Origin of the sequence: Pseudomonas chlororaphis subsp. piscium (assembly GCF_003850345.1) — a bacterium.
GTDB classification, from domain to species: Bacteria; Pseudomonadota; Gammaproteobacteria; order Pseudomonadales; family Pseudomonadaceae; genus Aquipseudomonas; species Aquipseudomonas piscium.
The window spans coordinates 161172-176592 of sequence record NZ_CP027707.1; the positions used below are offsets into that span (position 1 = coordinate 161172).

Annotated in this window: 12 protein-coding genes; 11 read left to right on the forward strand and 1 reads right to left on the reverse strand. The window is 65.2% G+C overall.

Translation table 11 applies throughout. The annotated features are described in order from the left end of the window. The first annotated feature begins 116 nt into the window (after positions 1-116). From C4K38_RS00705 to C4K38_RS00755, 11 genes are all read left to right on the forward strand, one after another. The gene (locus C4K38_RS00705; protein WP_053276885.1) at positions 117-1466 is read left to right on the forward strand and encodes a TolC family outer membrane protein; all 1350 of its coding nucleotides are present in this window, start codon (positions 117-119) and stop codon (positions 1464-1466) included. A gap of 38 nt (positions 1467-1504) precedes the next feature. Next, positions 1505-3661: a type I secretion system permease/ATPase gene (locus C4K38_RS00710; RefSeq protein WP_025808572.1), complete on the forward strand. Its 2157-nt coding sequence runs from the start codon at positions 1505-1507 to the stop codon at positions 3659-3661. Continuing rightward, on the forward strand, positions 3651-5018 hold the full coding sequence (locus C4K38_RS00715) for an HlyD family type I secretion periplasmic adaptor subunit (RefSeq protein WP_053276886.1): 1368 nt from the start codon (positions 3651-3653) through the stop codon (positions 5016-5018). Before C4K38_RS00710 ends, C4K38_RS00715 begins: the two co-directional genes overlap by 11 nt. Before the next feature lie 348 nt (positions 5019-5366). Next, positions 5367-6257: a TauD/TfdA dioxygenase family protein gene (locus C4K38_RS00720; protein WP_053276887.1), complete on the forward strand. Its 891-nt coding sequence runs from the start codon at positions 5367-5369 to the stop codon at positions 6255-6257. 27 nt (positions 6258-6284) lie between these two features. Beyond that, positions 6285-7322 carry an ABC transporter substrate-binding protein gene (locus C4K38_RS00725; protein ID WP_053276888.1) on the forward strand — a complete coding sequence of 346 codons (1038 nt, stop codon included), beginning with the start codon at positions 6285-6287 and terminating at the stop codon, positions 7320-7322. A 5-nt stretch (positions 7323-7327) separates the two neighbouring features. Then, complete coding sequence (locus C4K38_RS00730) at positions 7328-8188, forward strand: ABC transporter ATP-binding protein (protein WP_053276889.1); 861 nt, start codon at positions 7328-7330, stop codon at positions 8186-8188. 20 nt (positions 8189-8208) lie between these two features. Continuing rightward, the gene (locus tag C4K38_RS00735; RefSeq protein WP_053276890.1) at positions 8209-9075 is read left to right on the forward strand and encodes an ABC transporter permease; all 867 of its coding nucleotides are present in this window, start codon (positions 8209-8211) and stop codon (positions 9073-9075) included. A 235-nt stretch (positions 9076-9310) separates the two neighbouring features. Further along, positions 9311-10228: a LysR family transcriptional regulator gene (locus C4K38_RS00740; protein WP_025808567.1), complete on the forward strand. Its 918-nt coding sequence runs from the start codon at positions 9311-9313 to the stop codon at positions 10226-10228. A gap of 415 nt (positions 10229-10643) precedes the next feature. After that, a complete protein-coding gene (locus C4K38_RS00745; RefSeq protein WP_053276891.1) occupies positions 10644-12188 on the forward strand; it encodes an MFS transporter in 1545 nt (514 codons plus the stop codon). A 25-nt stretch (positions 12189-12213) separates the two neighbouring features. Beyond that, entirely contained in the window at positions 12214-13272 is a 1059-nt protein-coding gene (locus C4K38_RS00750) for an HlyD family secretion protein (protein WP_053276892.1), read from the forward strand. After that, positions 13269-14738, forward strand: a complete 1470-nt coding sequence (locus C4K38_RS00755; RefSeq protein ID WP_053276893.1) for an efflux transporter outer membrane subunit — start codon at positions 13269-13271, stop codon at positions 14736-14738. The genes C4K38_RS00750 and C4K38_RS00755 overlap by 4 nt, the downstream gene beginning before the upstream one ends. Here C4K38_RS00755 and C4K38_RS00760 read toward each other — a convergent pair. Next, on the reverse strand, positions 14701-15420 hold the full coding sequence (locus tag C4K38_RS00760) for a DUF3142 domain-containing protein (RefSeq protein WP_053276894.1): 720 nt from the start codon (positions 15418-15420) through the stop codon (positions 14701-14703). The genes C4K38_RS00755 and C4K38_RS00760 overlap by 38 nt on opposite strands. Position 15421 lies beyond the last annotated feature (1 nt).

A 15421-nucleotide genomic window follows, 5' to 3' on the forward strand; every position in this document is an offset into this window, starting at 1 on the left:
TGTGTGACCCAGTTCATGGTTTGAACTTTCCGATATACGGTCATTCCGGTTGCCATCATCCGATGCAGCACCTCGTTTTGCTGTGATTTGGGACAAGAAGTCCTGGGAACCCCTCTATGCGTCCGCAGTTGTTCAAAGCCTTACCCTTCGTACTCGCCGCCAGTTTTGCCCAAGCACAAACCCTGCCTGAAGCCATGCAGAAAGCCCTGGATGTCCATCCGGAAATCCAGGCCGCGGTGAACAGCCGTCTGGCGGCCGATTACCAGCTCAAAGCGGCCAAGGGCGGCTATTTGCCGCGGGTCGATTTGCTGGGCGGCTACGGCCGTGAGGGCACCGACAGCCCGACCACCCGTGCAGGATCGAGCAATCACTGGGAGACGCTGAACCGCAGCGAGTCAAGTTTGCGTCTCCAACAAATGGTTTTTGACGGTTTTGCCACCTCCAGTGAGGTAGGGCGTCAACAAGCCACCGTCAATTCCCGGGCGTACTCGTTGCTGGGCACTTCCGAGCGCACCGCGCTGACCGTGGCCCAGGTGTACCTGGATGTGCTGACCCGTCGCGAGTTCGTGCGCCTGGCCGAAGACAACATGCGCAATCACGAGCGCATCTACGATCAGATCCAGCTGCGCACCCAGCGCGGCGTCGGCAGTCGCGCCGACCTCGACCAGGCGGAAGCGCGCATGGCCCAGGCGCGCAACAACCTGATCACCGAACAGACCAACCTGGCCGATGCCCAGACCAACTACCTCAGCGCCGTCGGCCAGATGCCGGATCAGCTGGAGCGCCCGGTCGGTTTCATGGCCCTGCTGCCGGCCACCCTCGACGAAGCCCAGCGCCAGATGCTGGAAAACAGCCCGATCCTGCGTTCGGCCGAGTCCGACATCGTCGCCGCCGAGAAGCAGTACGAAGCCGCCAAGTCGACCTTCTACCCGCGCTTCGATGCCGAGCTTGGGCGTACCGCCGACAACAACCTGGACGGGATCGACGGCCACAACAACGAATGGCAGGCCATGCTGCGCATGCGCTTCAACCTGTTTGCCGGCGGCAGCAACAAGGCCGACCTGGAATCCAAGGCCTATCAGTCCAACCAGGCGCTGGATATTCGTAACAACGCCCTGCGAGTTTTGAATGAGGAGCTAGGCTTGGCGTGGAACGCCTTGAACAACGCCAATGCGCAAGTGCCGATCGCCCAGCAATATGTCGATCGCAGCGCCAGCGTGCGTGAGGCGTACCAGAAGCAATTCAGTCTGGGCGAGCGCACCTTGCTCGACTTGCTCGATAGCGAGAATGAACTGTTCACCGCCTCGCGTCGTTTGGCGGAAATCAAGAACATTCAGTTATTTACTCAATATCGAATCAAGGCGACCATGGGCGAATTGCTCAAGAGCCAGGGAGTGGTCGCCCCCATGGCTTCCGTCGTGCAGAACGATGTGAAGCCCAAGGTCCAACTGCCTGGGATGAATTGAGTACATTTCATCCAATAGACAGTTAAAGAGTGCCGAGCGTGGAATCAGAAGTCAGTCGAGTGCAACTTAGCCATGATCCACGCGGCATGCATGACGACCCGCTGCTGGATGCCCTGCTAACCCTGTGCTCCTTGCACCAGAAGCCGGCCAGCGCGGCGATGTTGACCACTGGCCTGCCGTTGCCGTCCCAGCGCCTGAGCGCCGAGCTGCTGCCGCGCGCCGCGGCTCGCGCCGGCCTGCAGGGGCGTTTGCTGCGGCGCAAGCTGGAGCAGATTCCTGCCATCGCCATGCCGGCCATGCTGTTGCTCAAGGACGGCCGCAGCGCCGTCCTGCTCGGCTGGCAGGGCGAAGACCGGGCCCGCCTGCTGCTCAGTGAGAGCGACGGCGGCGAGGTCAGCGTCAGTCGCCAGATGCTGGCCGACGACTACAGCGGGCAAGTGTTCTTCGCCCAGCCGCAACACAAATTCGACGTGAACCATGGCTCGCTGATTCCCCGCGCCCGCTCCTGGTTCCGCGACACCTTGAAGCGTTCGCGCTGGCTGTACGCCGACGCCATCGCCGCCAGTCTGCTGATCAACGTCATCGCCATGGCCGCGCCGCTGTTCGTGATGAACGTCTACGACCGCGTGGTCCCCAACCAGGCCGCCGCCACCCTGTGGGTGCTGGCCATCGGCATCACCGGCGCCTACCTGTTCGACCTGATCCTCAAGAGCCTGCGCAGCCTGTGCCTGGACCTGGCCGGCAAGAAAACCGACCTGATCATCTCGGCCACGCTGTTCGAGCGCATCGTCGGCATGGCCATGAAGTACCGACCGGCGCGGGTCGGCAGCTTTGCCCAGAACATCCATGAGTTCCAGAGCCTGCGCGACTTCCTCGCCTCGCTGACCCTCACCAGCCTGATCGACCTGCCGTTCACCCTGCTGATCTTCCTGGTGATCGCCATCCTCGGTGGGCACCTGGTGTGGATTCCGGTGCTGGCCTTCCCGATTGCCCTGGGCATCGGCTACGCCCTGCAGAAGCCGCTGATCGCCACCATGGAAAAAACCATGGCCCTGGGCGCCGAGCGCCAGTCGAGCCTGATCGAGACCCTGGCTGGGCTGGATGCGGTGAAGGTCAACAACGCCGAAAGCGAACGCCAGTACCAGTGGGAGCAGACCATCGGCACCCTGGGTCGTCTCGAGCTGCGGGTGAAGATGCTCTCCAGCCTGGCGATGAACATCACCCTGCTGATCCAGCAGTTGGCCGGGGTGATCATGATCGTCTTCGGCGTGTACCAGATCATCGACGGCAACCTCAGCATGGGCGGGCTGATCGCCTGCTACATGCTCAGCGGCCGCGCCCTCAGCCCGCTGGCTTCGTTGTCCGGCCTGCTGACCCGCTACCAGCAGGCGCGGGTGACCATGACCTCGGTCGACCAGATGATGGAGCTGCCCCAGGAGCGCAACTTCGACGAGCGCCCCCTGAGCCGCAACGTGCTGCAGGGCGCCATCGAATGCCGGCAACTGAATTTCACCTACCCGGGGCAGCAGAACCCGGCGCTGAAGAACATCAACCTGGTGGTCAAGCCGGGCGAGAAGATCGGCATCATCGGCCGCAGCGGCTCGGGCAAGAGCTCCCTGGCCAAGCTGCTGGTGGGCCTGTATACCCCGGACTCCGGCGCCTTGCTGGTGGACGGCGTGGACATCCGGCAGATCGACGTCAGCGAATTGCGCCACAACATCGGTTATGTGGCCCAGGACATCCAGCTGCTGGCCGGCACCCTGCGTGACAACCTGACTTCCGGCGCCCGTTATGTCGAAGACGAACTGGTGCTGCAGGCCGCCGAACTGGCTGGCGTTCACGAATTCGCCCGGCTGCACCCGCAGGGCTACGAACTGCAGGTCGGCGAGCGCGGACAGAACCTCTCCGGCGGCCAGCGGCAGAACGTCGCCCTGGCCCGGGCCCTGCTGCTCAACCCACCCATTCTGCTGCTCGACGAACCGACCAGCGCCATGGACAACACCGGTGAAGAACGCTTGAAACAACGCCTGCAAGCCGTGGTGGAAGCCAAGACCGTGGTGCTGGTCACCCACCGTGCCTCGCTGCTGTCGCTGGTGGATCGCCTGCTGGTGATCGACCGCGGGCAGATCCTCGCCGATGGACCGAAAGCGGTCGTGATGGAAGCGTTGAAGAAGGGGCAGATCAGTGTTGCTTAAGTCCGGTTTCAAAGACTCGATCCTGCGCTACTTCAAAGGCACCGAATCGCTGCACGACCAACCCCTGCCCGAGGTCAACAAGGCGCTGATCGAGGATGCGCCGCGGGTTATCCGCCTGACCATCTGGGGCATCATCGGTTTCTTCCTGTTCCTGCTGCTGTGGGCCAACTTCGCGGTGATCGACGAAGTGACCAAGGGCGAGGGCAAGGCGATTCCGTCGTCCAAGGTGCAGAAAATCCAGAACCTGGAAGGTGGCATCGTTGCCGAACTGTTCGTCAAGGAAGGGCAGATAGTCGAGGCCGGCGCGCCGTTGATCCGCCTGGACGACACGCGCTTCAAGTCTAACGTCGGCGAGACCGAGGCCGACCGCCTTTCGATGCTGCTGCGGGTCGAGCGCCTGAGCGCGGAGATCGACGACCGCGAACTGAACTTCCCGGCCGATGCCATGGCCGCCGTGCCTGGCCAGGCCGCCAGCGAAAAATCCCTGTATGAAAGCCGTCGCCAGCAGTTGCACGACGAAGTCGGCGGCCTGCAGGAGCAGCTGATCCAGAAGCAGCAGGAGCTGCGCGAGTTCACCTCCAAGCAGGCGCAGTACCGTCAGCAACTGGGCCTGCAACGCCAGGAAATCGCCATGTCCGAGCCATTGGTGGCCCAGGGCGCGGTGTCGCCGGTGGAAGTGCTGCGGCTCAAGCGCGCCGAAGTCGAGACCCGCGGGCAACTGGACGCCACCACCCTGGCGATCCCCCGTGCCGAATCGGCGATCAAGGAAGTCCAGCGCAAGATCGACGAAACTCGCGGCAAATTCCGCAGCGAAGCCCTGACCCAACTCAACGAGGCCCGCACCGAACTGAACAAGGCCAGCGCCACCGGCAAGGCCCTGGAAGACCGGGTCAGCCGGACCCTGGTCACCTCGCCAGTGCGCGGTATCGTCAAGCAGCTGATGGTCAACACCATCGGCGGCGTGATTCAGCCGGGCAGCGACATGGTGGAGATCGTGCCGCTGGACGACACTCTGCTGGTGGAAGCGAAGATTCGTCCGCAGGACATCGCCTTCCTGCACCCGGGGCAGGAAGCCGTGGTCAAGTTCACCGCCTATGACTACACCATCTACGGCGGCCTGAAGGCCAAGCTGGAACAGATCGGCGCCGACACCATCACCGACGAAGACAAGAAGACCACCTACTACGTGATCAAGCTGCGCACCGACCGCAGCCACCTGGGCACCGATGAGAAGCCGTTGCTGATCATCCCCGGCATGGTCGCCTCGGTGGACATCATCACCGGCAAGAAAAGCATACTCAGCTACCTGCTCAAGCCGATCATCCGCGCCCGCGCCGAGGCGCTGCACGAGCGTTGAGGCTGTAGCTGCTGCCGCCCATGCCGCGGATGGGCAGGATATGAGCGGCGGCGATCTTCGAATCCATTCGCGAGCAAGCTTCGCTCCTACAGAAGCCACCGCGCAGCTTCTGTAGGAGCGAAGCTTGCTCGCGATAGCGTCTCTGGATTCACCATTGAATTTCCTGCCCGAATCGCCATATCGTTATTCATTAACGGTATTTAAAGTTCAGTTCTTATATCTATAAAGTCGACTCCCTGCGTACCTGCCGACCAATCGGCGCGCCGCACGAAATGAACCAACACGGGACCTCCGTGAGTTTCTGATCGACGCGCGCGCCACCGGGCGTGCTCTGCGTGGGAGTGATTTATGTCCGTACTGTCTCCAAGTGCCGCGCCCATCGCCGCACAAGCTTTTGCTATCCGCCCCTTCAGCGGCGCCGTCGGTGCCGAGATCGTCGGCCTGGACCTGGCCAAGCCGGTCAACGACCAGGATTTCGCCCGTATTCACCGCGCGCACTTGGATCATCACGTCGTGGTGTTCCGCGACCAGCGCATCAGCCCCGAACAACAGATCGCCTTCAGCCGCCGTTTCGGCGTGCTGCAGATCCACGTGCTCAAGCAGTTCCTGCTGGCCGGGCACCCGGAAATCCTCATCGTTTCCAATATCATCGAGAACGGCCAGTCCATCGGCCTGGGGGACGCCGGCAAGTTCTGGCACTCCGATCTCTCCTACAAGGAACTGCCGAGCCTGGGCTCGATGCTGCACGCCCAGGAGCTGCCGTCCGAGGGTGGCGACACGCTGTTCGCCGACATGCACAAAGCCTGGGACAGCCTGCCCGCAGCGCTACGCAAGGCGGTCGAGGGCCGCTGCGCCGCGCACTCCTACACCGCGCGCTACAGCGAGACCAAGTTCGAGGGCAACTGGCGCCCGACCCTGACCCCGGAGCAACTGGCCCAGGTCCAGGAAGTGGTGCACCCGGTCGTGCGCACCCACCCGGAAAACGGTCGCAAGGCGCTGTTCGTCAGCGAAGGCTTCACCACCCGCATCGTCGGCCTGCCGGAAGACGAGAGCCGCCAGCTGTTGGCCGAGCTGTACGCCCACAGCGTGCTACCGGAAAACATCTACCGCCACCAATGGCAGCCCCATGACCTGGTGTTCTGGGACAACCGCTCGCTGATCCATCTGGCCGCCGGCTGCCCCAGCCACCTGCGCCGCAAGCTGTACCGCACCACCATCCAGGGCGATGCCCCTTACTGATCGGCCACCCACGGCAGGAGAAACACCATGTCCCAACCTACTCAACGCCTCCCGCGCCTGGGCAAACTGGCGGCCGCCATCGGCCTGGGCTTCAGCCTGCTGGCCGCTAACCTGGTCGCGCCGACGGCGGCCCATGCCGAAGGCGAGATCCGCATCGCCGAACAGTTCGGCATCGTCTATCTGCTGCTCAACGTGGTGCGCGACCAGAACCTGATCGAGAAGCACGGCAAGGAAGAAGGCATCGACATCAAGGTTGACTGGACCCAGCTGTCCGGCGGCGCGGCGGTCAACGACGCCTTGCTCTCCGGCTCCATCGACATCGCCGGGGCCGGCGTCGGTCCGCTGCTGACCATCTGGGACCGCACCCACGGCAAGCAGAACGTCAAGGCCGTGGCGTCGCTGGGTAACTTCCCTTACTACCTGGTGAGCAACAATCCCAAGGTCAAGACCATCGCCGACTTCACCGAGAAGGACCGCATCGCGGTGCCGGCGGTGGGGGTTTCCGTGCAGTCGCGGTTCCTGCAGTACGCCGCGGCCAAGCAGTGGGGCGACAAGGAATTCAATCGTCTGGACAAGTACACCATCGCCGTTCCGCACCCGGATGCCACGGCGGCGCTGATCGCCGGCGGCACCGAGCTGACCGGGCACTTCTCCAACCCGCCGTTCCAGGACCAGGCGCTGACCAACCCGAATGTGCACGTGGTGCTCAACACCTACGACCTGCTGGGCCCGAACTCGCCGACCGTGCTGTTCGCCACCGAGAAATTCCGTACCGAGAACCCGAAAACCTACAAGGCTTTCGTCGAGGCGCTGGCCGAGGCCGCCGACTTCGCCCAGAAGGACAAGGGCGCGGCGGCGGATACCTACATCCGCGTGACCAAGGCCAAGATCGACCGCGAGGCCTTGCTGAAAATCATCGACAACCCGCAGTTCGAATTCACCGTCACCCCGAAAAACACCTACCCGCTGGCCGAATTCCTCTACCGCGTGGGCGCGATCAAGAACAAGCCGCAATCGTGGAAGGACTACTTCTTCCAGGACACCACCCCGCTGCAAGGGAGCTGATCGCCATGAACGCCCCCTTGCAAGGCCACACGGCCAGCAACCCGACCGCGGCGGCGCAGGCGCTGCTGGCGGTCGACCAGGTCAGCCTGGAATACCGCACCCCGCAGCGCGTGGTGCGGGCCACCCACCAGGTCAGTTTCGAAATCGATCCAGCCGACCGCTTCGTCCTGCTCGGGCCCTCGGGCTGCGGCAAGTCGACCCTGCTCAAGGCGGTCGCCGGCTTCATCCAGCCCTGCGAGGGTGAGATTTGCCTGCAAGGACAGCGGGTCAGCCAGCCGGGGCCGGACCGGATCGTGGTGTTCCAGGAGTTCGACCAGCTACCGCCGTGGAAAACCGTCAAGCAGAACGTGATGTTCCCGCTGCTGGCGTCGAAAACCCTCAACCGCCGCGAGGCCGAGGAGCGCGCGCTGCATTACCTGGACAAGGTCGGCCTGGCGGCGTTTGCCGATGCCTACCCGCACACCCTGTCCGGTGGCATGAAGGCCCGGGTGGCCATCGCCCGGGCGCTGGCGATGCAGCCGAAGATCCTGCTGATGGATGAACCCTTCGCCGCCCTCGACGCCCTGACCCGACGCAAGATGCAGGAAGAGTTGCTGCTGCTCTGGGAAGAGGTGCGCTTCACCTTGCTGTTCGTCACCCACTCCATCGAGGAAGCGCTGGTGGTGGGCAACCGCATCCTGCTGCTGTCGCCCCATCCGGGGCGGGTGCGGGCGGAAATCCACAGCCATCAGTACGACCTGCAAAGCCTCGGCGGCGTGGCGTTCCAGCAGACGGCGCGGCGCATCCACCGGCTGCTGTTCGACGAAGGCCAGTCGCCGGAAACCGAGCGCGAGCTGGATTTCACCGATATCCGTATCGCTTATTGAGCTTTTAGGAGGAACGCCCGATGAGCCATTCATCACCTGTTCGCCAGGAATACGAAGTTGCCCTCGAACCCTTGCTGGCGGTGCCGCTGGAGCGTGAATTGCCGCTGGGCCAGCGCCTGTGGCAGCAAGGCTGGCTGCGCAAGAGCCTGATCCTGATCCTGCTGGCGCTGCTCTGGGAGGCCGTGGCCCGCTACCAGAACAACGACCTGCTGCTGCCCAGCTTCCTGCAGACCGCCAGCGCGCTGTACCACGGCCTGCTCAGCGGCGAGCTGCTGGGCAAGGTCGGCATCTCCCTGGTCGTGCTGCTCAAGGGCTACCTGATCGGCATCGTCCTGGCCTTTGCCCTGACCACCCTGGCGGTGTCGACCCAGGTGGGCCGCGACCTATTGAGCACCCTGACCTCGATGTTCAACCCGTTGCCGGCCATCGCCCTGTTGCCGCTGGCCCTGCTGTGGTTCGGCCTGGGGGAGAACAGCCTGATTTTCGTGCTGGTGCATTCGGTGCTCTGGGCCCTGGCCCTGAACACCTACGCCGGGTTCCTCGGGGTTTCCGAAACCCTGCGCATGGCCGGGCGCAACTACGGGCTCAAGGGCATGCGCTTCGTGCTGTTCATCCTGATCCCGGCGGCGCTGCCGTCGATCCTCGCCGGCCTGAAAATCGGCTGGGCCTTCGCCTGGCGCACCCTGATCGCCGCCGAACTGGTGTTCGGCGCCACCAGCGGCAAGGGCGGCCTGGGCTGGTACATCTTCCAGAACCGCAACGAGCTGTACACCGACAAGGTCTTCGCCGGCCTGGCGGTGGTGATCCTGATCGGCCTGCTGGTGGAGAACCTGGTGTTCGACACCCTGGAGCGGGTCACCGTGAAACGCTGGGGCATGCAGCGCTGAGCCTGCTACCGATCAACCTGTAGCCGCTGCCGAGCCCGCGAGGCTGCGATCGGCATCGCAGGGGCCGCAAAACCTGACAGCACATTTTGTCTGGCACACCGCATGCGCAGGTCTGGCGAGGACTTCGTCCTCGATCGCAGCCTGCGGCAGCGGCTACAGAGAGTGGTGTCCCTGACTGAAATGACCCTGCTAGCATTGCGCCTGACTCATTCCCGATCAGCCACGAGTGCTCAGCATGCAACTCCCGGACATGAACCTTCTGGTCGCCCTCGACGCCCTGCTCGACGAGGGCAGCGTGGTCGGCGCGGCGCGGCGCATGAACCTCAGCCCGGCGGCCATGAGCCGGACCCTCACGCGGATCCGCGAGGCGCTGGGCGACCCGATCCTGGTACGCGCCGGCCGTGGCTTGGTGCCCACGCCCAAGGCCCTGGAACTGCGCGGCCAGGTACGCGACCTGGTGGAGCAGGCGGCGCTGGTGTTCCGCTCTGGCGATCAGGTTGACCTCAGCACCCTGCGTCGGCGCTTCAATGTGCGCGCCAACGACTTCTTCGTCGGCGTCTATGGCGGCCGCCTGATCGACACCCTGGAGCGCCAGGCGCCCCATTGCGAACTGCGTTTCGTCCCCGAAGGCGATGGCGACGACGAGGCCCTGCGCGAAGGGCGGATCGACCTGCGCATCAGCAACACCCGGCCGCTGACCCCGGAAGTGAAGGTGCAGAACCTGTTTTCCACCACCTTCGTCGGTCTGGTGCGCGAGCATCATCCGTTGCTCGACGAGGAGATCACCGCCGAGCGTTTTGCCGCCTTTCCGCACATCAGCATGTCCCGGCGCGGCATTGCCCGCGGGCCGATCGACGTGGCGCTTGGCGACCTGGGCCTGGAACGCCGGGTGCCGCTGATCGCGCCGAGCTTCCATGCCGCGATGTTCATGCTGCCGGATTCGGACCTGATCCTGCCGGTGCCCAAGGAAACCCTGCTCAGCGTGTCGCGCCTGGGGCTGCACCTGCGCTCCTTCGTCTTGCCGATTCCCTTGCCGACCCTGGTACTGACCCAGGCCTGGCACCCGCGCTACGACAAGGACCCGGCGCACAAATGGTTCCGCGAGACCCTGCGCGCCTCCTGCAACGAAACCTGGCGCGCCGCCCAGCCCTGAAAACACCCAATATCCCGTAGGAGCGAGGCTTGCCCGCGATAGGCACGCCACGGTTAACCTGCTGCACCGCGTTATCGTTCATCGCGGGCAAGTCGGATCGCCGCCCGCTCGCTCCTACAGGGTTACAGAGCACCACAACCCCTGTAGCCGCTGCCGAGCAACGCGAGGCTGTGAACGAGGTGGGTGGCATTCCGACTTAGCCCTCGCCTGGCAGCGACCGCGATTGGCCTGTTGGATCAGGTCGCCTGGTTTTGCGACGGCTGCGCCGCCGATCGCAGCCTCGCGTTGCTCGGCAGCGGCTACAAGCCATCCAATCGTTGTGTCTGATGCACTTATAAGCTGTCGATAAGTCAGTTTTCGTCAGCTGTCGGGCTTTTTAAACTGCTTCGGTATTTCTATCGGAGTCCTTCCCTTCATGAGTTCCCTCGCCGTGGCTGTGCCGGCACCCGTTGAAGTGGCCAGCAAACCGGCAGCTGTCAGCCCCGCGGTCTTCGGCCCGCGAATCATCATCGGCCTGCTCGGCGTATTGCTGGCTGTGCTGGTGTCGGGCCTCAACGAGATGGTGACCAAGATCGCCCTGGCCGATATCCGTGGCGCCCTGGCCATCGGCTACGACGAAGGCACCTGGCTGGTGGCCAGCTACACCGCCACGTCGGTGGCAGCCATGGCCTTCGCGCCCTGGTGTTCGGTGACCTTCTCGCTGCGCCGTTTCACCCTCTGCGCCATCGCCCTGTTCACCTTGCTGGGCGTGCTCTGTCCGTTCGCCCCGAATTACCAAAGCCTGTTGCTGCTGCGCACCGTGCAAGGCCTGGCCGGCGGCGCGTTGCCGCCGATGCTGATGACCGTGGCCCTGCGGTTCCTGCCGGCCAACGTCAAGCTCTACGGCCTGGCCGGCTATGCCCTGACCGCCACCTTCGGCCCGAGCCTGGGCACGCCGCTGGCCGCCCTGTGGACCGAATACGTCGGCTGGCAGTGGGCGTTCTGGCAGGTGGTGGCGCCCTGCTTGCTGGCGATGCTCGCGGTGGCCTACGGCCTGCCCCAGGACCCGCTGCGCCTGGAGCGTCTCAAGGCCTTCAACTGGCGTGGCCTGCTGCTGGGGTTTCCGGCGATCTGCATGCTGGTGATCGGCATCCTGCAGGGCAACCGCCTGGACTGGTTCGGCTCGCCGCTGATCTGCCTGCTGCTGGGGGGCGGCGCGTTGTTGCTGGTGCTGTTCCTGATCAACGAATGGTCGCAGCCGATCCCGTTCTTCAAGTTGCAGATGCTTGGCATCCGCAACCTGTCGTTCGCCCTGCTGACCCTGGCCGGGGTGCTGGTGGTACTGACCGCGGTGATCATCATTCCGTCCAGCTTCCTGGCCCAGGTCCAGGGCTACCGGCCGTTGCAGACCGCCCCGGTGATGCTGGTGATGGCCCTGCCGCAACTGATCGCGCTGCCGCTGGTGGCGGCCCTGTGCAACCTGCGCTGGGTCGATTGCCGCTGGGTGCTGGGCATCGGCCTGACGATGCTGGTGCTGTCGTGCCTGGGCGGCACGCAACTGACCTCGGCGTGGATCCGCGACGATTTCTACGTGCTGCAACTGCTGCAGATCTTCGGCCAGCCGATGGCGGTGCTGCCGCTGCTGATGCTCTCCACCGGCAGTATCCAGCCGATCGAGGGGCCGTTCGCTTCCGCCTGGTTCAACACCGTGAAAGGCCTGGCGGCGGTGATCGCCACCGGCGTGCTGGATGCCCTGACCACCCACCGCCTGCACTTTCACTCGACCATGCTGGTGGACAGCCTCGGCAACTCGCCGCTGAGCGCCATCGACGCCAGCAACCTCGCCCAGCGCTTGCACCGCCAGGCCGTGGTGCTGACCTCCGCCGACCTCTACTACGTCATGGCTGGCGTGGCGGCGGCCCTGATCCTGCTGATTTTCTGGCTGCCGACGCGGATCTATCCGCCACGCGCGCCGACTTGAACGTTCACTGAGACAGAAGGTTTTTATGACGATCCCTATCAAACACAAAATCGCCGTCAGCGTGGCGGCGGTCGCGGTCCTTGGCGTGCTGGTGTACCTGGTCACCGGCAAGGCCACCGAGCAGACCACCAACGACGCCTTCGTGAGCGCCGACTACACCCTGGTGGCCCCGCGCGTGGCGGGTTTCATCAAGGAAGTGCTGGTGGAAGACAACCAGCGGGTCAAGGCCGGCCAGCTGTTGGCGTTGATCGACGATCGCGACCTGCGCGCCGCGGCCCAGGCGGCGGACGCCGAAACCCTGGTGGCCAAGGCGCAGCTGCAGAACGCCCGCGCCACCCTCGACCGGCAAAGCTCGGTGATCGCCCAGGCCCAGGCCTCGGTGGTGGCTGCGCGGGCGGAAATGGCCTTCGCCGAACATGAACTGAACCGCTACAACCACCTGGCCGGGGTCGGCGCCGGCACCGTGCAGAATGCCCAGCAGGCCAAGACCCGCATCGACCAGGCCAGCGCGCGGCTGGCCACGGCCACCGCGGCGCTGGCGGCGGAACGCAAGCAGGTGGAGATTCTCACCGCCCAGCGCGACGCCGCCGAGGGTGGGCTGAAGCGCGCCCAGGCTGCCCTGGAAATGGCCAGCTACGAGCTGTCCTACACGCGCATCGTCGCGCCGGTGGACGGCATGGTCGGCGAGCGCGCGGTGCGGGTCGGCGCCTACGTCACGCCGGGCAGCAAGATCCTCGCCGTGGTGCCGCTGGAGCAGGCCTATGTGGTGGCCAACTTCCAGGAAACCCAGCTGGCCCGCATGCACCCCGGGCAGCCGGTCGCGGTGCGGGTCGACAGCCTGGACGGCGAAACCCTGCGCGGCCGGGTCGAGAGCCTGGCGCCGGCCACCGGGGTGACCTTCGCCGCGGTCAAGCCGGACAACGCCACCGGCAACTTCACCAAGGTGGTGCAGCGCATTCCGGTGAAGATCCTGCTGGAGCCCGGCCAGCCCATGGCCGAGCGCCTGCGGGTCGGGATGTCGGTGGAAGCGAGCGTCGATACCCTGGGCAAGGCCAGCTCCGTGCGTGAGGTGGCGAAGCGATGAGTCGTCTGCTCCAGCCGGTATTTGTCTTGAGCCTGTTGTCCCTGGCCGCCTGTACTGTCGGCCCGGATTTCCAGCGCCCCGAAGGGCCGCGGGTCGAGGCCTGGGCCACTGCGCAAAAGGCCGCGCCGAGCCAGGTAGTGACCAGCCCCCTGGACGAGCGCTGGTGGGATGTATTCAAGGATCCGCAGCTGTCGGCCCTGAGCCGGCGCGTGCTGACCGACAACCTCGATCTGCAACTGGCCACCAGCCGCCTGCAACAGAGCCGCGCGGCGCGCCAGGTGATCACCGCCGAGCGTTATCCGAGCAGCAGCGCCAGCGGCGGCTATGCGCGTAAACGCAACAGCGGCGAAGGCTTGAACGATCCTTCGGGTCACGAGGGCAAGTCTGCCTTCAACCTGTGGGACGCCGGCTTCTCGGCTTCCTGGGAGCTGGATTTCTGGGGTCGCGTGCGGCGTGAAACCGAGGCCGCTGACGCGACCCTGGAAGTCGCGGAAAACGACCGGCGCGGGGTGTTGTTGTCGGTGCTGGCCGAGACCGCCCAGGACTACATCCAGCTGCGCGGCGTGCAGAGCACCCGGGCGGTGACCGAGCAGAACCTCGACGTCGCCCGCCACAGCCTCAAGCTCTCGCAGCTGCGCCTGGCCGACGGTGTGGCCACCGACCTGGACGTCGCCGAAGCCGCTGCGCAGGTGGCGACCATCGAGTCGCAACTGCCGGCCTTGCAGCAGCGCCAGGCGCAACTGATCAACGCTTTGAGCCTGCTGATGGGCGAGCCGCCCCAGGCCCTGCACGCCGAACTCGCGGCGGACGGGCCGGTGCCGCAAACCCCGAGCCAGGTCGCCATCGGCCTGCCGTCGCAACTGGCCGAACGCCGCCCGGACATCCGCCAGGCCGAAGCCCGCCTGCATGCCGCCACCGCCAGCATCGGCGTGGCCAAGGGCGACTTTTATCCGCGCATCACCCTGTCGGGCAACTTCGGCTCCCAGGCCATGCAGCTGTCGGACTTCGGCTCCTGGGGCTCGCGCCAGTTCGGCATCGGCCCGCAGTTCAGCCTGCCGCTGTTCGACGGCGGCCGCCTGCGCGGCATGCTGCATCTGCGCGAAGCCCAGCAGCAGGAAGCGGCCGTTGCCTACCAGCAGACCGTGCTGCGCGCCTGGCATGAAATCGACGACCAGCTGACCCGCTACAACAGCAGCCAGCTGCGCCGCGACAGCCTCGCCGAGGCCGTGCGGCAAAACCAGATCGCCCTGCGCACCGCGCAACAGCAGTACGTCGAAGGCGTGGTGGACTTCGTCAACGTCCTCACCGTCCAGGGCGCCCTGCTCGCCACCCAGGAACAACTGGTGGAAAGCTCGACCGGCGTTTCCCTGGCCATGGTCGGCCTGTACAAGGCGCTGGGTGGCGGCTGGGAGTCGGTGTATCCGTTGGCTAGCGCGGATTCTGCAAAAACACCACATACCCCCTGAACCACGGGCTGTCTTTCAGATAGTCCGGTTCCTGCCATTCGCCGCCCTGGATCAAGCCCACCTTGAACGGCAGGCCCATGCGGTCGAGGCGGGGCAGGTAGGCGGCGTAGTTGGGAATGCTGTGGCGGCCCTGGTAGGTCTGCACCACCACTTCGTCGACGATGCCCTTGAGGCCGGCGATGGCCTCGGGGTTGGCGTTGCTGCTCCAGTCCATCAGGCCGGTGATGCTCAGGCGGTATTGCGCGGGCAGGCGCTGGCGCAGGTCGCGCAGGAAACTGCTGTATTCGTCGAGGTAGCGGGTGCGGGCGTCGAAATCGATCTGGATGCCGACCACCGGGTTGCCCGCCTGCTGCCAGCGCTGCACCTGGCCCAGCAGTTGGCTGTAGACCGGCTCCGGCCAGTGCAGGGTGTGGGCGCGGTAGACCACCCAGACCTCGCCCTGGCGCAGGCGCGGAATGGCCATGCCCTGGGCGATGAAGTGCACGTTGCCGCTCGGGTCGCGACGCGAGCGGCTGATCTGCCCTTGCAGGATGTACAGGGTCTTGGCCTGGTTCAGCACCGGCTGTGGAGCGACGCCGCTCCACAGCCAGAAGGCCTGGTGGTCGCGGGCGTCGACCGCCGCCTGGGCACTGCCGGTCAGCAACAGCCAGACCGGCAGCAGGCATCGCCAGAAGCTGGCCATG